We start from the raw sequence: 22,701 nt of genomic DNA, 5'->3' as shown, positions 1-22,701 counted from the left end.
ATTATTCCTACTATAGCCGCAAAGAAAAAGAGCACCACCTTTGCGGGTGGTGCTCTTTATTGCCACAAGGCCTTGTTGTTTAAGGGGCCAAATAGGCGATCAGCAGGACAATCGCCAACAGGGCACTGGTCCAGATCGCCAGGAGACCACTGGGGATATCCCGGCTCAAAGCCCCCATCGGGCTGAAGGTCTGGAACAAGCGTCCGCCCAGGCGCGTGCGCACTCCATCCAGCAGATTGCCGATCGAGGACCACAGCCGGCCGAACATGGCAAAGCCCCAACGCGCCAGCCCGTCAAAGGCCCGGCGATAGACCCAGTCAAAGTCCAGATTTACCGAGCGCTTCTCATCCGGATACCATTTCATCCGGACCAGGAAGGCGAAGGCGAAGAGCGCCGCCATGAGTAGCTGCATCTGCCCGACGACATGATCGAAGGTCCACATTGGATAAGCGTTCGCCACCTCAGGATAGGGCGTCAGATTGTAGAGCGCCCGGTATCCGCCCGGGATGCCAAACATGTCAGGCCAGCCCAGATAGAGGCAGAGCAGTGCCGCCACGCCCATCGCCATCAGCATATTGGCCGGAGCCTCGCGGACGCGGTGACCACGATCATGCGAGAAGAAAGCGAAATACGGGATTTTGATTCCCGAGTGCTCCAGCACACCGGCCGAGGCGAACAACAGGATCAGCCAGACCAGATAGTGGTGCTCATGCGCCACGGCCGCCAGCGTCATGGCTTTGGCGACAAAGCCGGAGAAGAGCGGGAAGGCCGAGATGGCCGCACCACCGATGATGCAGAACACCGCCGTCACCGGCATGGACTTGAACAACCCGCCCAGTTCCGAGGCCTTCACCGTACCCACACGATGCAGGACAGCGCCCATGCTCATGAAAAGCAGCGCCTTGTAGATGATGTGCACGAAGGCGTGGGCCGCGGCCCCATTGATGGCCAGCTCGGTACCGACACCGACACCCACCACCATGAAGCCCAGCTGGTTGTTCAGCGAGTAGGACAGAACCTTGCGCAGATCATTCTCCACCACAGCGAAGAAGACCGGGAAGGCCGTCATGATGGCACCGATCCAGATCAGGATATCCGTGCCGGCATAACCGCGGGCCAGCGCATACACGGCCAGCTTGGTCGTGAAGGCCGACAGCACCACTGCGCCGGTCACGGTCGCCTTGGGATAGGCGTCCTGCAGCCAGTTGTGCATGAAGGGGAAGGCGCACTTGATGCCAAAGGCCAGGAAGATCAGCAGGCCGCCCAGCGTGTCCACGGAAAGGCTGTTATCGAAGGCCCAGCTTCCCGTTTCAGAAGCATGGATGACCGCACCGGCCAGCAACATCACGCCCGACAGGACGTGAATGGCCAGATAGCGCAGACCGGCCTTGAAAGCCGCTTGCGTCTTGGAACCCCAGATCAGGAAGACCGATGAAATCGCGGTCAGTTCCCAGAAGAAGAAAAGCGAAAGCAGGTCACCGGAGAAGACGGCCCCCAGGCCGGCACCGGCATAGATCAGACCGGCTGCATCGGCGACCCGGTCCTTCTCATGGAAGCCGTACAGCCCGTTGATGAAGGCCGCGATGATGAAGATCAGGCCCCAGATGCGGGACAGGCCATCGAAACGGAAGGTTTCCAGCACGAAACCGCCCAGTTCGAACACACCGCCGACATGACCGCCGCTGGGCACATTGAACCAGAGCAGACCGGCCAGGATCGGTGCCAGCAGGGCAAGGCCCTTGCGAACCAGATGATGCGGGATGGCAGCCGCAATCAGGCCGCCGATGATGACCGGCCAAGCCGGAGAAACGTCGTAGAAGGCCTCGATCATTGGTCACCCTCCCCGTCCCAATAGTCTTCGGAACGGCCGAGCAGCCCCCGGATCACGAACCAGCCCACCATCACAGCCAGCACAAAGGAGCCGAACCCCCACAGGGCATAAAAGCCCGTGGTCTCGGCCAGGTGCACATATTCATGGCGATGGTGGAAGAAATCGACAGCGGCAAAACCCACGGCGAGAACCAGAAGGATCCACATCATGGAGGATTTCAGCCAAGGCGCATCCAGCCACAGGAAAGGCCGGGCGGCCGGGTGGATACGCTCATCATGTTTGCCGGATTGATCGCTCACGGGGCGGCCTCCGCAGCAAGGGATGACGACAGGAAGACCGGCGCGAGATAGTCGCGCAGCGGTCCGATCAGGAAGAAGAGCACGATCACACCGCACGCCGTGATGACCGGCGGAAGAATGACCAGCATGGGCGGCTTTTTCTTCAGGCCGGCCTCTTCAGGCGGCGCAAAGAAGGCGCGCGCCGAGATCGGCAGGAGATAGGCCACATTCAGGATGGACGAGGCGATCAGGGCCACGATCAGGAGACCATGGCCACTCTCCCAAGCCCCTTCCATGAGGAAGAGTTTGGGCCAGGTCCCGCCCAGCGGCGGCAGACCAATGATCGACAGGGCACCGACCGTGTAGGCAATGAAGAGCCAGGGCATGTAACGGCCCAGACCCGCCATTTGCGAGATCTCGGTTTTCTTGGTGGCGGTATAGATCGCACCGGCACTCATGAAGAGCGTGATCTTGCCCCAGGCGTGCATCACGATCTGCAAGGCCCCGCCCAGCATGGCCAGCGGCGAAGCCAGCATCACGCCCAGCGTCACATAGGACAGCTGGGAGACGGTCGAGAAAGCCAGTCGGGCTTTCAGATTGTCCTTGGTCATCGCCACGACGGAAGCAAGCACGATGGAGATGGCGGCAATCCAGGCCAGGGCATCCGATGCGGGAGTGGCCGCGATCAGGTCGGAGCCGAAAATGTAGACGCCGACTTTCAGCATGGCGAACACACCGGCCTTCACAACGGCCACAGCGTGCAGCAGGGCCGAAACCGGGGTCGGCGCGACCATGGCGTTGGGCAGCCAGGGGTGGACCGGCATCAGGGCCGCCTTGCCGATCCCGAAGGCAAACAGGACCAGGAGGACGCCGGCGATGGCCGGGGTGACGTCATTGACGGCCAACAGACCGCCCGCCACGAAATCCGTCGATCCGGCGAGGAAATGCGTCGTGATCACGGCCGGCAGGAGCAGACCGATCGACGTACCCAGCAGGATGGACAGGTAGATGGCGCCACCGCGTTTCGCATTGGCATCCCCCTTGTGCGTAACCAGCGGATAGGTCGACAGGGTCAGAACCTCGTAGAAGAGGAACATGGTCAAGAGATTGCCGGACAGGGCCACACCCATGGCACCGGCGATCGCGATACAGAAACAGACATAGAAGCGGGTCTGATTCTTTTCGCCATTGCCGCGCATATAGCCGATGGAATAGAGCGAATTCACGATCCACAGGCCTGAGGCCACGGCCGCGAAGACGGCTCCCAGCGGTTCCAGCCGGAAGACCAGGTGAAGGCCCGGAGCCAACGTCGCCAGTTCCAGGGTCGGATGGCTCTGGGCCACTTCCACCAGATAGGCGACATTGAAAGCCAGCAGGACGGCCGAGATCAGCGTCGCGGCTTCCCGCAGGTTCGGATAGCGCCCCAGCAAGGCGACGGCGACGCCGCCGAGTGCCGGGATCGCCAGCGCAAGGGCGAGGGAAAGTTCAGGCGTCCACATCGCTTAGCGTCCTCCCATCACGGCATCGGCGGCCGCTTGGGCCAGACCGACCAGCGGGTCGGCGTGGAAGAAGAAATACACATTGGCAGCAGCCAGGATGAGCATCGGGACGAGGACCATCCACGGCGCGAGGCGGCGTTGCGCGACCTCGCCATGATGGCTCGGCGGATTTTCCATCCAGATCGCGGCCAGAAGGCGCGCGACATAGGCCAGGGCCAGCAGCGAAGAAATCATCAAAGCCGCGACGGCCCACCACCATCCGCGCTCAAGCGCCGCGGTGACGAGATACCATTTGGAGGTGAAACCGACTGTCAGCGGGACGCCGACGAGCGACAGACCCGCCACGGTAAAGGCCATGGCCGAGGCCGGCATGGTCTTGCCCAACCCCGCCAGATCCTTGACCCGTCGCACGCCGAAATTCAGCGCGAAAGCACCCAGCGCCATGAAGAGCGCGCCTTTCATCAAGGCGTGGTTCATCAGGTGCAGAAGGCCGGCCGACAGGCCCGCCGCGGTGCCCATGCCGAGGCCCAGCATCATGTAACCGACCTGCGCCACCGAGGAATAAGCCAGCAGGCGCCGGGCATCGGTCTGGAAGACCGCCTGCACGGACGCCACCATCATCGCGATCACGCCCACCACGGCAAACAGCCAGGTGAAGGACATGGAGACGAAGGCCACATCCGGGTGGAAAATCGAGAAGACGAAACGCACCAGCGCATAGAAGGCCACCTTCGTGGCCGTCGAGGCCAGGAAAGCCGTCACGAAATTCGGCGCGAACGCATAGGCATTGGGCAGCCAGACATGCAGCGGGAACATCGCCGCTTTCAGGCCCAGCCCGACCACGATGAAGGCGAAGGCCGCCTGCGTGACACGATTATGGCCATTCTGCTCCAGCACGGCCGCCATGTCGGCCATGTTGAGCGTACCGGTCGCCATGTAGAGGAAGCCGACACCGATCACGAAGAAGGTCGCACCGATCGTGCCCAGGACGAGATAGTTGTAACTCGCCGTCAGCGCCCGCCGATCCTTGCCAACCCCCATCGCGATGATGGTGTAAGTGGCGATCGAGGAAATCTCGAGGAAGACGAAGACGTTGAACGCATCGCCGGCGATCGTCACGCCGATCAGGCCGGAAAAGCAGACCAGGAAGGCCGAATAGAACAGCGCCTGCTGCTTCTTGGCGATCTCGTCCGCCACGCTCGGCAGGGCGTAGATCAGGCTGAGCACACCCAACACGCCGAGAAGAAGCAGGATCGGCACGTTCAGCCGGTCGAGACGGATCTCGATCCCGTGCGGCGGCGCCCAGCCGCCCACATCATAGGAAACAACGCCATGGGCACCGACTTGCCCGAGCAGGCCGAAGGCCAGGATCGCGACGATCACAGACGTGGCCAGAGCGACACTCCAGGCCATGACGCCCCGGGGCATGAAGGCGGCGACAGCCGCTGCGATCAGCGGCACGACGACAATCAGGACCGGCGCGTGATGAGCAACACCCGCCGGAAGGAAAGAGGCCAGCATGTCCATTTAGGCGGAACCCCCGGTCTCGACAGAATAATCAGCTGCGTTCAGCTCATCGTCCTCAATCGTCCCATAGGCTTCGCGAATGCGAACCACCAGGGCGAGGCCGACGGCCAGAGTGGCGACACCGACGACAATCGCCGTCAGGATCAGGACGTGCGGAAGCGGATTGGAATACAGCACGTCTGCCGCATGCCCGGCCGCGTCCGCGACGCCATGGGCGGCATCTGCAGCGTGATCGGCGCCATGCTCGACCCCATAGTCGGCACCGTGATCACCTGCCGCTTCAGCCGCATGTGAGACAGCCGCATCCGCAGAGTGGGCCGCATTTTCAGCCGCGCCATAACCGGCATCGGCACCATGCCCACCTTCATCACCATGTCCGTCCGCCAGGATGGGCGGCTGTCCACCGAAGACCTTGCCAATCGTGATGTAGAGCAGGAAGACCGACGTCTGGAACAGGGAGAGCCCGACCAGCCGTTTCACCAGGTTTCCGGTCGCGATCACGACATAGAGTCCCGTCATCATCAGGATGATGATCGGGATGTAGTTGAAGCGCTCGAGAAGCATTTCCACCATGATCACCAATCCTCATCCTTGATGTCCGGCACGCGGCCGGCAAAGGCGTAGAAAATCGCCAGCATCACCGACGTCACCGTGGTCAGCACGCCCAGCTCGACGAGCAAAATGCCGTAGTGCTGGCCGCTATGGTGCGACTGGTCGGGATGCAGGGCGTCATAGTCGAGAAAATTCAGGGGCTCTCCGGCGCCATTCATGAACATGGTCAGGACGCCGGTGCCGACATAGATCAGCACACCCAGTGCCGCGCCATAGCGGACAGCCACGGGCGGAACCGCGCGGCGCGCCTCATCCATGCCGAAGATCAGGGCATAGAGGATCACGGCGACGGCGATGATCACGCCCGCCTGGAAACCACCGCCAGGACCGAAATCGCCGTGGAAGTGCACGTAGAAACCGAACACGACGATCAGCGGGATCAGAAGCTTGGAAACAATGCGAAGGATCAGGTGTGGGCTCACAGCTCGTCCTCCTCGTCTTCTTCACGCCGCCCCGTGCCGAAGCCCAGCAGCAGCATCACGCCGAGGGCCGCGGAGAAAACCACGACCGTCTCGCCCATCGTGTCATAGCCCCGGTAGGAGGCCAGCACAGCGGTCACGACGTTGGGCACGGCAATCTCATTCGGCGTGCGGTCCATATAGTCCATGCCGACATAGGAGTTCGCCGGCGAATCCGGATCGCCATAGACCGGCATGTCCGGGATGGCGAAGAACAGGGCCGCGCCGGCCGCCGCAACGACAGCAAAGGCAGCCCAGTGGCGCTTTTTCCCGGCCGGCTCGCTTTCGCGGGCGGTCAGGAGCATCGCGCCCAGCATCAGCACGGTGGAAATACCGGCACCCACAGCGGCTTCCGTGAAAGCCACATCGACGGCGTCCAGCGAGACGAACCAGGCCGCCGACAGCAGCGAATACACGCCGGTCAGCATGACAACAGCGAAAAGATTGCGCAGGCGCACGATGGCAAAGCCGACGGCCAGCAGCATCGCGATCAGGGCATAATCCAGATATTGGGTCAGATCAGACGGCATGGTGGATCACCCCTCCCCGGCCGGCTTGCCGGCATCCTTGGGATGCGCCGGCTTGAAGCGTGACAGCATCGGCTTGTGCCCGGCCCGGTGCGCAGCATTCGCAATGGCGTGCGTTGCCGTTGGGCTGGTCAGGAAGAGCAGCAGGCCGACCAGCGCCAGCTTGGCGAAGGTCTGCCAGTCGGACGATTGCAGCAGCAATCCCAGCACAATCAATTCCGCGCCCAGCGTGTCCGTGACACCGGCTGCATGCATGCGCGTATAGAAGTCCGGCAGGCGGTTCACACCAATGGCGCCGGCCAACACGAAAACGAGGCCAGCCGACATGGCGGCCACCGATGCCGCAAACAGCACGTAGTGAAAGATCTCGGCGGGGCTCATTCGTCATACTCCCCATCGAGCGCCTTGCGCAGCGACATCTGCGCCAGGGCGATTTCCAGCGAGCGATAGCGGAAGAATTTCAGGATCGCGATGGTCGCCACGAAGTTGATCAGGGCGTACAGCAGCGCGATATCGATTGCATCCTGGCGGTCCACGATGGCCGCGAAGACGAGCAGGAAAAGCACCGTCTTGGTCCCGAAGGAATTGGCGGCCAGCACGCGGTCATAAAGCGTCGGGCCCGCGAAAAGACGGGCCAGCATGATCGCCATGGACGCGGTAAGGCCCAGGGCAATGATGAAAGTCACAACATCCATTATTTCGCCTCCCGGCGGCCATCGGTCGCGACATCGGAGCGTTGTCCCATTTCCGCAAAACCGGCCGGATCAGTGAATTCGCCATCGAGGGCGTGCACCAGGAAACCGTCATCCTCGATATCCACGGTGACCGTACCCGGCGTCAGGGTGATCGAATTGGCAAACACGCACCGGCCCAGATCCGTGCGCTGTTCGGCCGGAACCCGGATCAGACGCGGCTCCATGTCGATCTCCGGCTTCATCACCATGCGCAGAACGGCCAGATTGGCTTTGAAGATTTCACCGCCCAACCAGGACCAGTAAGCGAACAGGGGAACCATGGGCCCCACAGGCACCGTCTCGCGGTCGACGATTCGCATTCGGAAGGTCAAAGCCACGGTCGCGGCAATGGAAATGACCCCGACCGTCATGACGATCGGATAATCGCCAGACAGGGTAAAAGGCCCTGACAGGGTAAGCCAGAGCGCCACCAGAAAGGCGGTGAGGCTGACGCCGTAGAACATGGAAACTCCCCGCGCGATAACGCTTGTCGCATGGTTATTAGCGGGAGAGGCGAGCCTTGACCAGATGAACCGGTGGGTCAGATGCACCCAGTTTGCATATGGGCTTTCGACCGCCGCCCCCAGGCGCGTTCGTGCAAGGAGTAGGCAAATGTCTGGATGAAGGGCTCCACCAATCCGATCGCCAGGGCGGCACGCCAATCACCGGTCAGGGCAAAGGCCACCAACATGGCCACACACAAATGCATGAGGGCATAGGTGACCGTCTTGAGGACGGAGCAATGACCATGGCCATGCGTCAGAACCTGAAGGCAGGATTGCGCCAGTCGCGCCATGTCTGAAACTCCAAAAAACTCATTCTTGAGAATAATTCTCACATTGGGATTGTTCAAAGTTTTTCAGGGCGTTCAGACATGAATTGTTTTGATTGCAGCCATAGCCGCGGGCAATACCGGCGCTAATTCTTGTCTTCCATGGACAAGTTCCAATAGCGCAGAACCGTCTGCGCCTTTTCCACGGACAGGCTGTCATAGACCTTGCGCGCCTGGATGTACGGGTCGCTGTCCTCACGCCGCCCCAGCCCCCGCCAGATATTCTGGAAGGAGGGCCATTTCAGACCCGTTGCCTTGCACAGGATCGCGAGGGGTTCGCCCGCCATGTCCTCGATCATCCGGATCACCAGACGGCGGTCGATGGACGCAAGCTTTGCGATTTCCGACACGATCTCCGGACGCGCGCCATCCAGTGCCATGGCCTCGCAAACGCCTTCCAGCGATCCATAGGCACTGACTTCGGAGGCTTCCCGATCCCGCTGACGCCGGTCGATATAGCGCAGAACCCGGGCCACCATCGGATCCGACCAGCTCTCCGCCGATGCCATCGGGAAAATGTCTTCCGACGCCTCAAGCAGGATCGTGCGGTCCACGGCGAAGCGTTCCAGGATCTGGAACCGGTTCATGTGATCGCAGCCCCAGAACAGGCGGAAGGCCTGGGTCGGCCGCAATTCCTCGCGGCGGATCAGGAGCAGCGAATAATTGGCTTCTTCCAGGGCTGCCCCGACGAGATGATCAAGTGTGGGCGTGGCCAGCTTGGCCGTCTTGTTTCTCAACAGGCGCTCGACAACCGGCGGCTCGCCATAGGCCGCCAGCGCGGCGGCGACCGTCTCAGACAGGTTTTCCCGCTTGGCAATGGTCAATCGGTGCTGCATCGAACCGGCACTGACGATTTCCAGCATGTCGAAATCGGTCAGGGCCTGGCATTGCTCGAGAATGGGTTCCGCCACCTCGAACTTGTCACAGGCCAGTGTCCGCAAAAGACGATGCGGCGCGTCACTCAGCCCGGCCAGACGCTGGGCGCAGCGTTGACGCAATTCAAGCTCACTCGCGCGGATCACATCATACAGGAGATCGCCGACAATCCAGCGTTCGCGCGGCGTGATACGACTGGACGGCAGGCCGACAATATCCGCCAGCCGCCGCGCCAGTATGGCGCGCGTCTTGGGCGTCGCGACGGGTTCTGTCAGGTCTAGGGGCTGGGCGTCGGCCATGCGTCTTCGATCCCGAAATTCAGGTCAATGCCCAGAATGCCCTGTGGGCGTTAACGAATTGTGGTGTTCCCGCGCGTCAGGCCGCCGGTTTCTGCGAGCCCGTTTTCCGCGTCAGCCAGATCACGGCGAGCGAGATCAGGAAGAAGACCACCGCCATGCCGAACAACATGGGCGAGTGCACATAATTGCCTTCAGCATCAAACGCGACCGGTGCGGATATCCCCAGCCAGGGCGACAGGTGGAACACGATGGCTCCGCCGATGATCGCCGCCGACAACATGCCGCCGCAGGAGCGTACGGCCGCGACGAACAGGCCCGCGACCAAAAGCACCGCGGCGAGAATTTCAGCTGCGCCAGTTGCCATGCGGATAACCGGTTCGAAAAGCCCGATCCCGGACTGTTCCGCGATATACTGGAAGACCGGATTGGCTCCGCCGAACTTCTGTGCACCCATGAAAACCATGAAAAGGGCCAGAAGCCCGGTCAATCCGATGTGCAGCCACCGCATGTTTTCCTCCCGAATAATGCGCATCTTGCCTAAGCGCTTCAGCTTGTTAGAGATAGCGCACCTTGTTGATCATCCGAACACAATCAGGTGATCTATCCACAGTCGGTTCCGAACGAGTTCAGACCTTGCCAGTTTTTCGCCCCCTCGCGGGCAATCGCAATCTCCGGCTTCCTCCTTTCGGGGCCTATCTGGTTCTGATCGCCGCCTGGTTCTTCAGCTTCGGGCTGCAGACCACGCTGTTCCCCGGCGTGATCACCTTCACGCTCGGCGAAAGCCCGGAACGGCTCGGCATCGCCCAGGCAGCCCTGACCGCCCCCATGATGTTGCTCCTGCCCTTCGCCGGTGTCCTGGCCGAACGCACGGACCGACGGGGGATCATCTTCTATTTCTACATCTTCGCCGGGGTCGCAGCGGCCGTGCTCGGCGGGCTGCTTTTGGCAGACCGGCTGTCCTACTGGATCATGGTCTCCTTTGCCCTGATGATCGGTGTGGCTGGCGGTTTCGTCATGCCGGCGCGCGATAGCGCCATCAATCCTATCGTCCGGATTTCCGCTCGCACCCGGCATGGCGGCATAGATTTGCAGCGGGCCGTCGTGATGGCGTCCGCCGTCCAGTTCGGCGCCCAGATCGCCGGCATGGCCCTGGGATATGTTGCGGCTTTTACCGGACCAGGCGCGCTTTTCCTGGTCCAGGGGATCGGTCTGCTTGTGGGTGGGTTCTCGGCCGTTTTCCTGCCCCGGCTTGGTTCCAAGCGGAACATGTCGACCGCGCATCCGCTTGACGATCTGCGCGACGGAATTTCCGCCGTCATCCATTCGCCCGTGCTGATGCCCATGACAGCGATCATGATCGTGTTGGGCCTGCTGATTGTGGGCGGTGCCTTCCTCGTGCTGATCCCCCTCGTCATTCGCGAAGCCTATGGCGGCGGCTTCCAGGAAATCGCCAGCCTCATGGTCTGTTTCTGGATTGGCGCTTTCATCGCCAATGTCGCCCTGGCTGTTTTTCCGCAGATCGAGAAGCCGGGACGCGCCCTGATCCTGGCCCAGGGTGTCACCGTTCTGGCAACGGCAGCCTTCGCCCTGCCCCTGCCCTTCTGGTCCCTCTACGTCCTCGTCTTCTGTTGGGGGCTGGGTGCCGGCGTGGCGATCTCCCTGTCCCGCTCCGTGGTCCAGGAACAGGCACCACCGGACAAGCTGGCGCGTGTCATGTCGGTCTACCAGCTGGGCCTGTTCGGCGGCATGCCGGCCGGCGCCATCCTGATGGGTTTCATGATCGGCGGGCTGGGCCCGCAATGGTCCGCCCTTCTCCCGGCGATCGGGCTGGGTGTCGTCCTAGTGGTCATCAGCCTGACAACGCCCATATTGTCAGTGAGACGCGGCCAGGCCCATCTGGCCGCGCCCGCGGACAAGGAGACGGGCCATGCCGAAACTGACAGATAGCGAAATCGAGACTCTCAAGGCGCAGCTCGACCCGCTGACCTATGCCATCGCCTTCGAGGAAGGCACGGAGCACGCTTTCACCCACCCGCTGAATCTCGAAAAGCGGTCGGGCCAGTATCACTGCAAGGTCTGTGGCGAGCACTTGTTTGAGGCCGACCACAAATACGAATCCGGATCCGGCTGGCCATCCTTCTTTGATGCCGCGGACAAGCAGGCTGTTGACACCAAGACGGACTACAAGCTGATCGCGCCAAGAACGGAAATCCACTGCGCCAATTGCGGCGCCCATCTGGGCCATGTTTTCCCGGATGGTCCGGAACCGACCGGGCTGCGCTATTGTACCAATGGAACTGTCCTGGACTTCCGTCCGGCAGAGGACGAGAGCTAGCAGAGGGGCCCGGTGCGGCCTAAAGGGGGAATGATGACTTCAACCAAGTTTGCCGGGCTTGCCGGTGCCGGGCTGATCGCCCTGGCACTGAACGCCTGCAGCCAGGAGAGCGAGATGACGACCGAAACACCGGTTTCCGCCCTGATCACCCGGGCCCAGGGCCTGGAAGCCCCCGTCGCCGAACAACGGCCGGTGGAGATTGAGCAGCTGGGCTTCACCCGCGTGGATGAATACCAGTGGATCAAGGACGAGAACTGGCAGCAGGTCATGCGCGAGCCGGAGACGCTGGACAGTGATATCCGGGAACTCCTGGACGCCGAAAACGCTTATCTGGATGCGGTTATGGCGCCGACCGAAGCGCTTCAGGAACAGCTCTTCCAGGAAATCCGCGGACGCATCAAGGAAGATGACAGCTCCGTGCCGGAACGCGATGGCGGCTATGAGTATTTCACCCGCTACCGCGAAGGCGGACAGTATCCGATCTATTCGCGGCGCCCGCTCGATCCGGAAACCGGTGAAGCCATTGGCGAAGAGGAAATCCTGGTCGACGGCGATGTCGAGGCCGCCGATTTCGACTATCTCGACTTTTCCATCATGGAACACTCGCCGGACCACCAATACGTCGCCTTTGGCGTCGATGTCCGAGGTTCGGAATACTATGAAATCCGCATCCGCGAGATCGCGACGGGTGCCATTGTCGCGACGCTGACGGATGAAAGCTCGGGCGATTTCACCTGGGCCAATGACAGCCAGACCCTCTATTGGGTGTGGCGTGACGATAATGGCCGCTCCAAACGGGTCTATCGCCAGTCCCGCAATGGCGGTGCCAGCGAGCTGATCTATGAAGAACCCGATGACGGTTTCTTCGTCTCCGTCGGCCTGTCGGACGGGAATAACTACGTCGTTATCAATGCGGGCGGCCATACCTCCAACGAGATCCGCCTGCTGGACGCCAATGATCCCGCAGCGGAGCCCGTGCTGATTTCGGCCCGTGAAGACGGGGTCGAATACTATCTCACCGAAGCCCGCGACCGCTTCTACTTCCGTACCAATGCGGACGGCGCTGTCGACTTCAAGATCGTTTCGGCACCGCTCGATGCACCGGGCCGCGAAAACTGGGAAGACTTCGTACCGCACCGCCCGGGCACGCTGGTCAACGCCCTGATCGGCTTCGCGGATTGGCAGGTCCGCATGGAGCGTCAAAACGCCCTGCCCCGCATTGTTGTGCTCAATTATGAGAGCGGTGAGAGCTATGACATCGCCTTTGACGAAGAAGCCTACTCGCTGGGCATTTCGTCGGGCTATGAATTCGAGACCGACACGCTGCGCTTCTCCTATGAGAGCCCGTCCACGCCGGAAGAAACCTATGATTTCGACATGGCGTCCCGCGAGCGTGTTCTGCGCAAGCGGCAGGAAGTCCCCTCCGGTCACAATCCGGAGGATTATGTCGTCCGTCGCATCATGGCGGACGGTCATGATGGGGTGCAGATCCCGGTGACCATCCTCTATCACCGCGACACGCCGATCGATGGTTCCGCACCGCTGCTTCTCTATGGATATGGTTCCTACGGCATCACCATCCCGGCCTCGTTCCGGGTGACGCCGCTGCCGCTGGTGGATCGCGGCATGGTCTATGCCATCGCCCATATCCGCGGCGGTATGGCCAATGGCTATCAATGGTATCTGGACGGCAAGTTGGAGCTGAAACCCAATACGTTCCGGGACTTTGTCTCTGCCGGTGAAGCCCTCGCCGCCGAGGGTTATACCTCGCGGGGCAATATCGTCGCCTATGGCGGTTCCGCCGGGGGTCTCCTCGTCGGGGCCGCGATCAACATCGCGCCGGACCTGTTCGCCGGCGCCATCGCGGCCGTGCCCTTTGTGGATGTTCTCAACACGATGTCGGATGCGGAATTGCCGCTGACGCCGCCGGAATGGCCGGAATGGGGTAACCCGCTGGAGAGCACGGAGGACTATCAGACCATCGAGGCCTACAGCCCCTATGATCAGATCCAGGCCATGGACTATCCCCATGTCCTGGCCACGGGCGGCCTCACGGATCCGCGTGTAACCTATTGGGAACCCACGAAATTCGTGGAGCGTCTCCGGACGATGCGGACCGATGACGGACTCACTCTCCTCAAGATGAATATGGGGGCCGGCCATGGTGGTGCGTCGGGCCGGTTCGACAGTCTGCGGGAAACTGCGTTGAACTGGGCTTTCACCCTGATGGTCGTCGGCCTGGCCGATGAGGAAGTGGAAGCGCTGGCGGCGGAATAGGCCCTGCGCAAAGCCACCGGAAGCAGAATGGGCGCCCCGTCGGGGCGCCCATTTTCATTTATTGATCAAGGTTATAGACCAGCTGGGTCACGGCATTCCGGTACAGGACGGGTTCGCCGTTTCTCACCTGCGGATCATAGCGCCAGCGGCTGACGGCATTCATCGTCGCCTGTTCGAAAGCGCGGCTGGTGCATGTGCCCGGACGGATATTGGTTGTCCGCCCCTCCGGCGTGATGTCGAAGGTCACCGAACACTCGCCCGAGCGGCCCCGCGAGGCCTCACTGGCCGGGAAGATCGGGTCGATGCGAACGCGCGGAACCGGCTGGGCGCGGTCGATATTGGCGAGGCCGGATCCGATTTCTATCCCCGCAACCTCGATGGGCGGCAGGGTCCAGCTATTCCCCTCCGGCATGCCCTCCACCGCGGAGTGTTCAATATCCAGGCGGGGTACGGGCGGCGGCGGATCAAGCTCCGTGATTTCAATGTTTTCCCAGCGATCCTCGATCCTGACCGGTTCCGGCTCGAAGCGGATCTGGACGGGTGGTCTTTCCACCACCGGGTCCGGCGTGACCGGACCGATATCGATGAGGTTATTCATCAGGACAAACAGGCCGACGGTGACGGCACCGGCAACCGGAAGAACGACCGGTGTGCGCACCGGATTCAAAGCGATCGTCATTGGAAGGACAGGCTCCCCTCTCTAGCGAGATCCTGCATGGCCCCAGACAGCTATCCCCGTTTCAACAAACCCGCCGAGGGACCGGAAACGCACAACGCGCGCTCCGGTCCGGCCGGGGGTGCAAACGCGACAACACCGCGTCAACATCGCTTATTTTAATGAAAACCGGGGCCAAACCGGGATGAAAGCGGGACGAAATGGGGCAGAGGGAGGGTCATTTCGGGTCCACGCCAGCATCAGACCGGGTTCAAAACGGCATCAAGGACCGCTCAAGACCTGACCGGAATGCCATCACGGCCGGCCCAGACATGGACCGGCCGTGATTTCTGCGGATTGAAACCGGATCAGGAGCGTTCGAATTCCGGGTGCAGCTCGCCGTAGAGATTGAAATAGGTCTGGCAGACATCATCCATGCGCGGGAAAATCCGGCGACCTTCACTGTCGACATCCTCGGGCCCGAGGGGAGGCGACCGGCGCATGCGTTCAATGTCGAGCTCACATCCCTCGATCGCCACCCTTTGGCGGAACTCCTCCCCCTGACGCTCAATGGCAATCTTCTGCTCCACGAAGCTGATCCAGCCCTGGGCACCCGCGCGTGAATATTCCCACGCAAGCGCGGCTTCAAAAGCGTCCACAGCGCCTTCCAGATCGTCAGTATCGACCCGCACCGTCCCGACCAGATTCCAGGTATCGCCCGGACGGGACAGACCACCGCGATTGAGGGCCTGGACAAACATGGCTTCGGCTTCGGCATAATCGCCGGACTGGTAGAGTGCCTCGCCGAGCTTTTCATAATCGGGCCCGGCCCCGGTGAGCGTGGCAACCCGGCGCAAGACCGGCAGGGCGCGATCCCATTCGCGGGCCTGTCGCCAGAGATTGGCCAGGGCCTGGTAATTCTCCGGTGTCGGATCGACCCGGCCGGCATTGAGCTCGCGCTCCAGCATGGTGGCCCCGCCATAGGGGTATTCATAATAGGAATAGTACTGGGCCAGACGGATCAGCTCGGCACTCGTGTCCAGCATGCCGTTGAGATAGAGGATGCGATTGATCTCGAAAGCATCCTGCTCGCGCCCGCTGCGCGCCAGGAGCGAGGCATAGCTGGTCCAGTAGGATTTCTGGTCCGGCCAGCGGGCAATCATCTGGGCCATCAGCTCGGTCTGCTGCGGGACGAGGTCCAGCTGCTGATAGAAGAAAAGCAAGATGGAGTAATGCTGCCGGTCCGGGGCTTCGCTCATCTCGAAGGCCTGGCGGGCGTAGCGCATGCCGGTGCGGTAATCCTGCAATTGGCCATATCCCTGGGCCAGGCGCAGGGCCAGGTCCGCATTCAGCGGGGTCCCGCGGGTCAGGGCGGCTTCGATCAGGTCCACGCCCGGGCGGTATTCACCCTCCCCCAGCAGAAGCTGGCCCGAATTGATGCGCAGGACATTGGCGTCCTCGTCCGGCAGGGCATCCAGGTCCACAGCCTGCTGCCAGGCGGTGATGGCGCCTGCCGTGTCGTCGAGTTCATAGCGGGCCCGGCCGAGCAGTTTCAGCACGGTGGCCTGCTCATAGGCACTCAGCCCGTCACTGGCGAGCAAGTCACGATACCCGTCACGGGCAATCGTCCAGAGGCCCTCGGCCTCGGCTTCCATGAGTTCGAGAATACGTTGGCCGACGCGCGATGAGAGCGAATGCTCCTGGCGTTCGCTGCGTTCGCGCCGGTCTTCAGTCTGGGCACTGATCGGCGTCGCCAGGGTGAAACCCAGGCAGAGTGCCGCCAATGCGCCGATGGCTCCGGTCAGGCCGGAGTGGCGTGTCTGTCCTCGCATGTGCACCTCCCCATCATGACGCTGAACTCCCCAGCCCCGGTGCATGCCGTCATGAAGAGGAAAGCTTCCGGTCACATTCGGGCGAGAATGAGGCGCGCGGAGGTTGCGAGGACGATTCCGGCTAAACTTTGAGGCGTGAACGCCGTTCACCGGCGCGGCCCTGGACGGACAAAGAAAAACGCCCCGGCCAAGGACCGGGGCGTTTCGCAGATCTTGTCAGGGATGGGAGGGACTAGCCCGCATCCTCATCCGCAGGCGCATCACCACCGGCAACTTGATCGAGAAGTTCGCCATACTGGTTGTAGAGGTCCGTACAATTGTCCGGCACACCGATCACGATGCGGCCGGTATCGTCGACATCACCAAGCAGGATCGCCGTTTCACGCAGGTCTTCCACCGCAAAGCGGCACTCTTCCTGACGCACACTCTCGCGAATGCGGACACGGTCGGCGGCAGCCGCCCGCTGGTTGGTGATGAAGGTGATCCAGCCATTCGCCGTCCGGCGCGAGTACGGATAGCGCGCACCCTCACGGAAGGCGGCGAGTGCCGAGTCGGTACGATCCAGTTCCACGCGGACATTGCCGAGCAGCGTCCAGGCCGTACCCGGACGGTCCAGACCGCCGCGGTTCAGGGCTTCCTGGAAGGCGTCTTCGGCTTCAGCCAGCTGACGCACCTGATAGAGGGCTTCGGCCAGTTTCAGATAGTCATCACCGGAACCGGTGAGCTGGGCCAGCTGACGCAGGACCGGAATGGCGCGTTCCCATTCACGGGACTGACGCCACATATTGGCCAGAAGCTGCAGATTGTTCTGCGTGCGCTCGACCATGCCGGCATTCAATTCCCGCTCGAGGATCACCGCACCGCGGTAGGGATACTCGTAGAAGGAATAGTATTGAGCCAGGGCCACGATCTCGCGGCTCTGATCAAACATGCCGTTGATGTACATGATCTTGTTGGCTTCGAACGCATCCTGCTCGCGACCGGTCTGGGCCAGGAGGGAGGCGTAGGAGCGCCAGTTATTCTTCTCGGTCGGCCAGCGCTGCACCATGCCTTCGATGATGCGGAACTGGTTCGGGACGTCTTCCAGCTGCTGGTAGTAGAACAGCATCAGGGAATAGTCGCCGCGCTGGCGCTCGGCTGCCGGGCGGAGTTCCCAGAAGCGTTCGGCCCAGCGAAGACCTTCACGGAAGCGCTCGGCCTGGCCATAGGCCTGGGCCAGCATGCGGGCGACGCCCACATTCACAGCCGCTTCACCGCCCAGCGAAACCGCCTGCTCCAGCGAACGAATACCTTCGTCATACTGGCCGTTGGCGATCAGAAGCTGACCGATATTGATGCGCAGGTTGACGGTTTCCTCGGTGAGGAGCGCGCCGGTTGCAATGGCGGCCTGCCAGTCCTGGATGGCCCGGCTGGTCTGTTCCAGTTCGTAATAGGCCCGGCCCCGCAGCTGCAGCGCAACAGAGCGCTCATACGGGTTGATGTCAGACATGCCGAGAGCCCGGTTCAGCGCGTCGATGGACGGCTGGAACTGGTCATTATTCTGAAATTCCTGTGCCTCGAGCACGATCTCGCCGATGCGGGCGGAGAAGGTGCGCTCGGTACCGTCATTCTCTTCTTCCTGATCGCGATTACGACGCTGGGCGTCGGCATCCACGACCATCACGCCAGCCAGTGAGGCGGCGAGGGCCAGCGTCGCGACGGAACGCAGCAGGCCCGAGGTATCGAATCCCTGGAAACGGATCATCGATGGCTCCTTCATACCGGCCCAACTCCCCGGACCGGCTTTGACAAGATCTGGCGGATCTCACCAGGCGATGCTTTGCCCGGCTGTCCCGCGGCGGTTGGAGCGGGCGGCGTTTGAGCGCCGCCCGCACCGATCGCGATTAATCGGCCAGCTGGAAGTCGAAGCGCGTTTCCACGCCCCGGCGTGCGACCGGCACACCGTTCTCGACTTTCGGATTGTAGCGCCAGCGCTCCACCGCCCGGATCGACGCACGCTCAAAGAGCGAGCTGTCACACCGGTAGACGGAAACATTCGTCGGCGTTCCATCCGGGGTCACGTCGAAACGGACCCAGCAGCTACCTTCAACCCCACGTTCCGCAGCGCGCATCGGATATTGCGGCTCGATACGGACCAGCGGCTGGGCGTCACGGTCGGAGACCGAGAAATTGACGCTGTCGCTGTTCAGCTGCGGGGCTTCGAAAGCCGGGATTTCACCCATCACCGTCGCCAGACCTTCAGAGGGCTGTTCGGCCCGCTGACGTTCGATCTGCGGCGGCGGGGGTGGCGGATCAACCTGCTGCACATCCTCGATCGTCGTGTCGCGGCGGCGGGCATCAACCTCAGCCACCTCGTCATTGATCGTGAAATTGCGATCCTCGACGTCTTCATTCACCGGCGCACCCTCAACGAGGATGAGGCGGGTCATGATGAAAAAGAGTGCGACCGTAATGATACCGGCAATCGGGACACCAATCAGAAGGCGGACAAGATTTCCCATTCTGTCTTCCTCCCTTAGGTCTGGAGCGTCGAAATTTGCACTTCGACATCCAGTTCCATGAGCAGTTCCTGAACGTCGAGGATAATGCCGATATTGGCACCCTCATCGCCCTGGATGGCGGCTCGTCCCTTCGGGTTCTCTTGCAGAAGCTGCTCGATAACCCCGCGCAATTCCGTCATCTCGTAGACGCGGCGATTGACCCAGATTTCATTGTCTGCGGTCACCGCGATGAGCATGGACGGGTTCAGATCCTCTTCCGTCATGGCGTCCGGGCGGAAGGTATCCACGCCGGGCTCCTTGATGAAGACGGAGGTCACGATGAAGAAGATGAGCAGGATGAAGACGACGTCCAGCATGGGCGTCATGTTCAGCTCGACTTCTTCCTCGTCGGTATTCACGCGACTAACGCGTCTCGCCATAACTTCCTCCCGCTCTAAGTGTCACTGTCCGAGCGCTGGATCGAAACCGGAACGCCATTGGCGCCCATCTCGTCCCAGATCTGGACAATGATGCCATGCTCGGCCTCGTCCTGGACTTCCAGGAGTACGGCGCTGTTCGGCGCTTCCGCACGGAAACGGTTCACAGCCGAGAGCACACGATCGACGTCGGTCCGGACCTGGTTGACAAAGATTTGGTTCTCATTGTCGACCTGCACCACGATGGGCGGCGGTGCGTTGGAATCCGGCGGCGTGTCGCTGTCGGGTGGCGGACGCATATCGATACCTTCTTCCGACAGGAAGGTAGCGGTGACGATGAAGAAGATGAGCAGGATGAACACGATGTCGAGCATCGGCGTCATGTTCACTTCTGCGGCTTCATCCTTGTGCTGTTGACGACGACGCATCAGAGCTCTCCTTCACCGATTTCGAGACTGTCAGCCAGTTTCGCGGTACGCGATTTGGCCAGACGTTCGAGCTGGTTGGTAAAGATGAGACCCGAGATCGAGGCCACCATGCCGGCCATGGTCGGGATCGTGGCTCGCGACACACCGGCCGACATGGCCTGAGCATCGGACGAACCTGAGATCGCCATGACGTCGAACACAGAGACCATACCGGTCACCGTCCCGAGCAGTCCGAAGAGCGGTGCGACAGCGACGAGGGTTTTCACCAGCTCGACATTCTGCTCGCAGCGCTGTTTGACCTCCGAGATGAGTTGGTCGCGGATGGCGTGGGCATACCAAGACTTCCGGTCTGCCCGCGCATTCCACTCCCGCTGCGCCGTCTTCGCAATGCCATCTTGGGCAAAGAAGAAGAAGGCGAAGCGCTCGAGGATGAAGGCCCACATCACAAATGTTGTTGCCATGATGACAACGAGGACGGGGCCTCCCCGCTCGAGGAACTCCTGAAGGCCGGTTGATACGGCCTGGAAATCCATAGCGGTTCCTCCGATTAGCCGTGACGCTCTTCAGCGTGACGGGCGACCATGCCAGCGGCCTGTTCTTCGAGCACTTGCTGAACGCCACGAGCAAAGGACTGGGCGAACGAGTGGATGAAGAGCAGCGGGATAGCAGCGATAAGACCCAGAACCGTGGTCATCAGGGCTTCGGAGATACCACCGGCCATGATGCGCGGGTCACCCGTACCGAACAGGGTGATCTGGGTGAAGGTCTTGATCATACCGGTCACGGTACCGAGCAGACCCAGCAGCGGAGCGATACCGGCAGCCAGCTTCAGGAAGTTCAGGCCGAATTCGAGCTTCGGCGATTCCTGCAGGATGGCTTCATCCAGCTTCAGTTCCATGGTCTCGACGTCTTTGTCCTTGGCCGCTTCATAAGCCAGCATCACGCGGCCCAGCGGGTTGGACTTGGAGCCCTTCGACTTGCGCTTCTGGCCACCGACGGCGGCTTGCGTGCCGAGCAGGACAACCAGGCGGAAGATACCGAAGACAGCGGAGATGATCAGCAGGCCGATGATGACCTTACCGACATTGCCGGACTGTTCGATACGCTCGGAGATGTCCGGAACGTCCTTGTAGATGTCCAGGAGCGGGCCACGGGACGGGTCAACAACACCCATCACGATTTCACCCGGATCCGCGTTGAACAGGGCCGAAGCACCGCCCACGAAATTGGCCGGCGGCTGAGCCGGCAGGTCGCGCAGACCCCAGGCACCCGTCGTTTCGTTTTCCGTCCAGGACGCGAAACGCTGGTTGTTGTTGTGGTTGGTGAAGACGATGAACGGACCGACGCGCGTGGTCGGAACGGAAGCGCCATCACCCAGACCGGTGACGACCGTGTTGAAGGTGACAACCTGCTGCTGCTGGATCATCTCTTCCGTGATACGGCGCCAGATGTAGTTCAGTTCGTCGCGGGTCGGCAGCGTGCGGCTTTCAGCCAGCGTTTCCAGAGCGTCGGCACGGCCCGGGAATTGGGCAGAGATGATCGACGCGTCGATGAGGGCTGCGAATTCGCCGGCGGCCTGACGGGCCTGACCGAAGAGTTCACCGAACGCACCCTGGCGCTCACGCAGGTCGGCGTCGAGTTCGTCGATGCGGACCTGGTTGGCTTCGAATTCGGCGGTCAGCTGGTCAGCGCGGTTGCGCAGGCCGGCGAGTTCCGAACGCGCCTGGTTCAGCAGGGCTTGCTGCTGGTTGGTGCTCGACTGGAATTCACGCAGGCGAGCCTGGTTTTCCGCCGAAGCTTCGCGGGCGTCGGAACGCACGCGAGTCAGAAGTTCACTGATGGAACCGGCCGGCTCGGACTGAGCGAACGCTGCGCCGGAAGTGAGTGCCACGCCAAACGTAACGGCAGCGGCGAGCATTTTGATGGTCGTTTTCATAATCCTACTCTCCGTTCCGAGCCGTTATTGGGCGACCTGCGGGCCAGGCAGCGGCACGAGGAAGACAGACGGGGTCGTCACTTCTTCGGCGATGCGGATGGCGCGGGTCACGTTGGCTTCGTAGCTGCCCGGGAGGCTTTCCCAGTCGCTGGAACCGTTATGGCGGATGGTCATGCGGCCATCATCGTACTGGCGGATCATGGCAACGCGGCCGATCTGCAGGACTTTGACGTTCACCGGCACGCCGTCTTCCAGGACGGTGTCGTCATAGGCGTTCAGGGAACGGCCGTAGGACGCTTCGATGTCGTAGGCGTTCAGGATGACGCGGTAACGCTCAGCCGGGGAGATGGCCGGATCGTCGATCAGCTCATAGAGACCTTCGATACGGGCCAGGCGGCCATTTTCGCCTTCCAGGCGGAAGGGCAGGTCGAGGCTCACGAACTCTTCGAGGTTCTGAACCATTTCGCGCATCATCGGTGCGAGATCGGTCTGAATGCCGTCAACGCGTTCGATCTGGCTTTCCAGGGATTCCATCTCGTTCTCTTGGGAACGGATGAAAACTTCCTGCTGCTCCACGAACAGGCGCTGGGATTCAATCTGCTCAAGCAGAGCGCGGTATTCCAGTTCAATATCGGTCCGCTGGTCATCCAGCTGATCGATCCGACGCTGCGTCTGAGCGCCATCGGTCGTGTTCTGTCGCGCAACGTTGAGGGTTTGGTCCAGCTGCGCAACGGCGGCCCCCCCAAAGGCGCCCGCCGCAACCGTCGCCATAAGCGACGCGCGAACCAAATTCTTCAAGTTCACCATTTCTCGCCTCACAATGGTCAATGCGGGTCGCTCGCAGCTTC

The 22,701-nt window shown here is 61.6% G+C and carries 25 protein-coding genes; 3 read left to right on the top strand and 22 right to left on the bottom strand.

The genetic code is table 11. The features are described 5' to 3' along the window. Nucleotides 1-79: 79 nt before the first annotated feature. From I0K07_RS10800 to I0K07_RS10740, 13 genes are all read right to left on the bottom strand, one after another. On the bottom strand, nucleotides 80-1,831 hold the full coding sequence (locus I0K07_RS10800) for a Na(+)/H(+) antiporter subunit D (RefSeq protein ID WP_203293254.1): 1,752 nt from the start codon (nucleotides 1,829-1,831) through the stop codon (nucleotides 80-82). Beyond that, the gene (locus I0K07_RS10795) at nucleotides 1,828-2,130 is read right to left on the bottom strand and encodes a hypothetical protein (protein ID WP_203293252.1); all 303 of its coding nucleotides are present in this window, start codon (nucleotides 2,128-2,130) and stop codon (nucleotides 1,828-1,830) included. The genes I0K07_RS10800 and I0K07_RS10795 overlap by 4 nt, the downstream gene beginning before the upstream one ends. Then, nucleotides 2,127-3,608 (bottom strand): proton-conducting transporter transmembrane domain-containing protein, encoded by a 1,482-nt coding sequence (locus I0K07_RS10790; protein ID WP_203293250.1) that lies wholly within the window; start codon nucleotides 3,606-3,608, stop codon nucleotides 2,127-2,129. The genes I0K07_RS10795 and I0K07_RS10790 overlap by 4 nt, the downstream gene beginning before the upstream one ends. A gap of 3 nt (nucleotides 3,609-3,611) precedes the next feature. After that, a complete protein-coding gene (locus I0K07_RS10785) occupies nucleotides 3,612-5,135 on the bottom strand; it encodes a monovalent cation/H+ antiporter subunit D family protein (RefSeq protein ID WP_203293240.1) in 1,524 nt (507 codons plus the stop codon). After that, nucleotides 5,136-5,708 carry a cation:proton antiporter subunit C gene (locus tag I0K07_RS10780; RefSeq protein WP_203293238.1) on the bottom strand — a complete coding sequence of 191 codons (573 nt, stop codon included), beginning with the start codon at nucleotides 5,706-5,708 and terminating at the stop codon, nucleotides 5,136-5,138. A gap of 2 nt (nucleotides 5,709-5,710) precedes the next feature. Then, nucleotides 5,711-6,169, bottom strand: coding sequence for a Na(+)/H(+) antiporter subunit B (locus I0K07_RS10775; protein ID WP_203293236.1), 459 nt, complete (start codon nucleotides 6,167-6,169; stop codon nucleotides 5,711-5,713). After that, the gene (locus tag I0K07_RS10770) at nucleotides 6,166-6,735 is read right to left on the bottom strand and encodes a DUF4040 domain-containing protein (protein ID WP_203293234.1); all 570 of its coding nucleotides are present in this window, start codon (nucleotides 6,733-6,735) and stop codon (nucleotides 6,166-6,168) included. The genes I0K07_RS10775 and I0K07_RS10770 overlap by 4 nt, the downstream gene beginning before the upstream one ends. 6 nt (nucleotides 6,736-6,741) lie before the next feature. Continuing rightward, nucleotides 6,742-7,113 (bottom strand): monovalent cation/H(+) antiporter subunit G, encoded by a 372-nt coding sequence (mnhG, locus tag I0K07_RS10765; protein ID WP_203293232.1) that lies wholly within the window; start codon nucleotides 7,111-7,113, stop codon nucleotides 6,742-6,744. After that, the gene (locus I0K07_RS10760; protein WP_203293230.1) at nucleotides 7,110-7,427 is read right to left on the bottom strand and encodes an MrpF/PhaF family protein; all 318 of its coding nucleotides are present in this window, start codon (nucleotides 7,425-7,427) and stop codon (nucleotides 7,110-7,112) included. Before I0K07_RS10760 ends, mnhG begins: the two co-directional genes overlap by 4 nt. Further along, entirely contained in the window at nucleotides 7,427-7,930 is a 504-nt protein-coding gene (locus I0K07_RS10755) for a Na+/H+ antiporter subunit E (protein WP_203293228.1), read from the bottom strand. Before I0K07_RS10755 ends, I0K07_RS10760 begins: the two co-directional genes overlap by 1 nt. 77 nt (nucleotides 7,931-8,007) lie before the next feature. Next, the gene (locus I0K07_RS10750) at nucleotides 8,008-8,262 is read right to left on the bottom strand and encodes a DUF2061 domain-containing protein (protein ID WP_203293226.1); all 255 of its coding nucleotides are present in this window, start codon (nucleotides 8,260-8,262) and stop codon (nucleotides 8,008-8,010) included. Between the two features lie 122 nt (nucleotides 8,263-8,384). Next, a complete protein-coding gene (locus tag I0K07_RS10745; RefSeq protein ID WP_203293224.1) occupies nucleotides 8,385-9,473 on the bottom strand; it encodes a DUF2336 domain-containing protein in 1,089 nt (362 codons plus the stop codon). Nucleotides 9,474-9,549: 76 nt separating this feature from the next. Further along, on the bottom strand, nucleotides 9,550-9,981 hold the full coding sequence (locus tag I0K07_RS10740; RefSeq protein ID WP_203293222.1) for a DoxX family protein: 432 nt from the start codon (nucleotides 9,979-9,981) through the stop codon (nucleotides 9,550-9,552). 125 nt (nucleotides 9,982-10,106) lie between these two features. Here I0K07_RS10740 and I0K07_RS10735 point away from each other — a divergent pair, with 125 nt between their 5' ends. The 3 genes from I0K07_RS10735 to I0K07_RS10725 are packed head-to-tail and all read left to right on the top strand — an operon-like array spanning nucleotide 10,107 to nucleotide 14,085. Further along, the gene (locus I0K07_RS10735) at nucleotides 10,107-11,420 is read left to right on the top strand and encodes an MFS transporter (RefSeq protein WP_203293220.1); all 1,314 of its coding nucleotides are present in this window, start codon (nucleotides 10,107-10,109) and stop codon (nucleotides 11,418-11,420) included. Beyond that, nucleotides 11,401-11,808 carry a peptide-methionine (R)-S-oxide reductase MsrB gene (gene msrB, locus I0K07_RS10730; protein WP_203293218.1) on the top strand — a complete coding sequence of 136 codons (408 nt, stop codon included), beginning with the start codon at nucleotides 11,401-11,403 and terminating at the stop codon, nucleotides 11,806-11,808. Before I0K07_RS10735 ends, msrB begins: the two co-directional genes overlap by 20 nt. Before the next feature lie 30 nt (nucleotides 11,809-11,838). Next, complete coding sequence (locus I0K07_RS10725) at nucleotides 11,839-14,085, top strand: S9 family peptidase (RefSeq protein WP_420828486.1); 2,247 nt, start codon at nucleotides 11,839-11,841, stop codon at nucleotides 14,083-14,085. A gap of 58 nt (nucleotides 14,086-14,143) precedes the next feature. Here I0K07_RS10725 and I0K07_RS10720 read toward each other — a convergent pair whose 3' ends face one another. The 9 genes from I0K07_RS10720 to I0K07_RS10680 form a co-directional block, all read right to left on the bottom strand. Then, nucleotides 14,144-14,764 carry an energy transducer TonB gene (locus I0K07_RS10720; protein WP_203293214.1) on the bottom strand — a complete coding sequence of 207 codons (621 nt, stop codon included), beginning with the start codon at nucleotides 14,762-14,764 and terminating at the stop codon, nucleotides 14,144-14,146. 344 nt (nucleotides 14,765-15,108) lie between these two features. Continuing rightward, nucleotides 15,109-16,572, bottom strand: a complete 1,464-nt coding sequence (locus I0K07_RS10715) for a tetratricopeptide repeat protein (protein ID WP_203293212.1) — start codon at nucleotides 16,570-16,572, stop codon at nucleotides 15,109-15,111. A 232-nt stretch (nucleotides 16,573-16,804) separates the two neighbouring features. Next, entirely contained in the window at nucleotides 16,805-18,316 is a 1,512-nt protein-coding gene (locus I0K07_RS10710) for a tetratricopeptide repeat protein (RefSeq protein WP_203293210.1), read from the bottom strand. A gap of 139 nt (nucleotides 18,317-18,455) precedes the next feature. Beyond that, nucleotides 18,456-19,073: an energy transducer TonB gene (locus I0K07_RS10705; RefSeq protein ID WP_203293208.1), complete on the bottom strand. Its 618-nt coding sequence runs from the start codon at nucleotides 19,071-19,073 to the stop codon at nucleotides 18,456-18,458. Nucleotides 19,074-19,087: 14 nt separating this feature from the next. Then, nucleotides 19,088-19,492: an ExbD/TolR family protein gene (locus I0K07_RS10700; RefSeq protein WP_203293206.1), complete on the bottom strand. Its 405-nt coding sequence runs from the start codon at nucleotides 19,490-19,492 to the stop codon at nucleotides 19,088-19,090. A gap of 14 nt (nucleotides 19,493-19,506) precedes the next feature. Further along, on the bottom strand, nucleotides 19,507-19,917 hold the full coding sequence (locus tag I0K07_RS10695) for an ExbD/TolR family protein (RefSeq protein WP_203293204.1): 411 nt from the start codon (nucleotides 19,915-19,917) through the stop codon (nucleotides 19,507-19,509). After that, a complete protein-coding gene (locus tag I0K07_RS10690; RefSeq protein WP_203293202.1) occupies nucleotides 19,917-20,450 on the bottom strand; it encodes a MotA/TolQ/ExbB proton channel family protein in 534 nt (177 codons plus the stop codon). The genes I0K07_RS10695 and I0K07_RS10690 overlap by 1 nt, the downstream gene beginning before the upstream one ends. 14 nt (nucleotides 20,451-20,464) lie before the next feature. Next, nucleotides 20,465-21,853 carry a MotA/TolQ/ExbB proton channel family protein gene (locus I0K07_RS10685; RefSeq protein ID WP_203293200.1) on the bottom strand — a complete coding sequence of 463 codons (1,389 nt, stop codon included), beginning with the start codon at nucleotides 21,851-21,853 and terminating at the stop codon, nucleotides 20,465-20,467. A 24-nt stretch (nucleotides 21,854-21,877) separates the two neighbouring features. Further along, complete coding sequence (locus tag I0K07_RS10680; RefSeq protein ID WP_238934762.1) at nucleotides 21,878-22,624, bottom strand: DUF3450 domain-containing protein; 747 nt, start codon at nucleotides 22,622-22,624, stop codon at nucleotides 21,878-21,880. Nucleotides 22,625-22,701: the final 77 nt, after the last annotated feature.

It is taken from the genome of Maricaulis parjimensis (assembly GCF_016817355.1).
In the GTDB taxonomy this organism is placed as follows: Bacteria; Pseudomonadota; Alphaproteobacteria; order Caulobacterales; family Maricaulaceae; genus Maricaulis; species Maricaulis parjimensis.
The sequence above is the reverse complement of the archived record's forward strand: the minus strand, read 5'-3'. Positions and strand labels throughout refer to the sequence as shown.

Bases quoted from the DNA above. Each gene is read 5' to 3' on its own strand.
- I0K07_RS10725 (WP_420828486.1), top strand. From the start codon at position 11,839: ATGATGACTTCAACCAAGTTTGCCGGGCTTGCCGGTGCCGGGCTGATC.
- I0K07_RS10785 (WP_203293240.1), bottom strand. From the start codon at position 5,135: ATGGACATGCTGGCCTCTTTCCTTCCGGCGGGTGTTGCTCATCACGCG.
- mnhG (WP_203293232.1), bottom strand. From the start codon at position 7,113: ATGAGCCCCGCCGAGATCTTTCACTACGTGCTGTTTGCGGCATCGGTG.
- I0K07_RS10780 (WP_203293238.1), bottom strand. From the start codon at position 5,708: ATGGTGGAAATGCTTCTCGAGCGCTTCAACTACATCCCGATCATCATC.
- I0K07_RS10690 (WP_203293202.1), bottom strand. From the start codon at position 20,450: ATGGATTTCCAGGCCGTATCAACCGGCCTTCAGGAGTTCCTCGAGCGG.
- I0K07_RS10715 (WP_203293212.1), bottom strand. From the start codon at position 16,572: ATGCGAGGACAGACACGCCACTCCGGCCTGACCGGAGCCATCGGCGCA.
- I0K07_RS10790 (WP_203293250.1), bottom strand. From the start codon at position 3,608: ATGTGGACGCCTGAACTTTCCCTCGCCCTTGCGCTGGCGATCCCGGCA.
- msrB (WP_203293218.1), top strand. From the start codon at position 11,401: ATGCCGAAACTGACAGATAGCGAAATCGAGACTCTCAAGGCGCAGCTC.
- I0K07_RS10705 (WP_203293208.1), bottom strand. From the start codon at position 19,073: ATGGGAAATCTTGTCCGCCTTCTGATTGGTGTCCCGATTGCCGGTATC.
- I0K07_RS10740 (WP_203293222.1), bottom strand. From the start codon at position 9,981: ATGCGGTGGCTGCACATCGGATTGACCGGGCTTCTGGCCCTTTTCATG.
- I0K07_RS10700 (WP_203293206.1), bottom strand. From the start codon at position 19,492: ATGGCGAGACGCGTTAGTCGCGTGAATACCGACGAGGAAGAAGTCGAG.
- I0K07_RS10770 (WP_203293234.1), bottom strand. From the start codon at position 6,735: ATGCCGTCTGATCTGACCCAATATCTGGATTATGCCCTGATCGCGATG.
- I0K07_RS10720 (WP_203293214.1), bottom strand. From the start codon at position 14,764: ATGACGATCGCTTTGAATCCGGTGCGCACACCGGTCGTTCTTCCGGTT.
- I0K07_RS10760 (WP_203293230.1), bottom strand. From the start codon at position 7,427: ATGGATGTTGTGACTTTCATCATTGCCCTGGGCCTTACCGCGTCCATG.
- I0K07_RS10800 (WP_203293254.1), bottom strand. From the start codon at position 1,831: ATGATCGAGGCCTTCTACGACGTTTCTCCGGCTTGGCCGGTCATCATC.
- I0K07_RS10710 (WP_203293210.1), bottom strand. From the start codon at position 18,316: ATGATCCGTTTCCAGGGATTCGATACCTCGGGCCTGCTGCGTTCCGTC.
- I0K07_RS10745 (WP_203293224.1), bottom strand. From the start codon at position 9,473: ATGGCCGACGCCCAGCCCCTAGACCTGACAGAACCCGTCGCGACGCCC.
- I0K07_RS10680 (WP_238934762.1), bottom strand. From the start codon at position 22,624: ATGGCGACGGTTGCGGCGGGCGCCTTTGGGGGGGCCGCCGTTGCGCAG.
- I0K07_RS10750 (WP_203293226.1), bottom strand. From the start codon at position 8,262: ATGGCGCGACTGGCGCAATCCTGCCTTCAGGTTCTGACGCATGGCCAT.
- I0K07_RS10685 (WP_203293200.1), bottom strand. From the start codon at position 21,853: ATGAAAACGACCATCAAAATGCTCGCCGCTGCCGTTACGTTTGGCGTG.
- I0K07_RS10695 (WP_203293204.1), bottom strand. From the start codon at position 19,917: ATGCGTCGTCGTCAACAGCACAAGGATGAAGCCGCAGAAGTGAACATG.
- I0K07_RS10755 (WP_203293228.1), bottom strand. From the start codon at position 7,930: ATGTTCTACGGCGTCAGCCTCACCGCCTTTCTGGTGGCGCTCTGGCTT.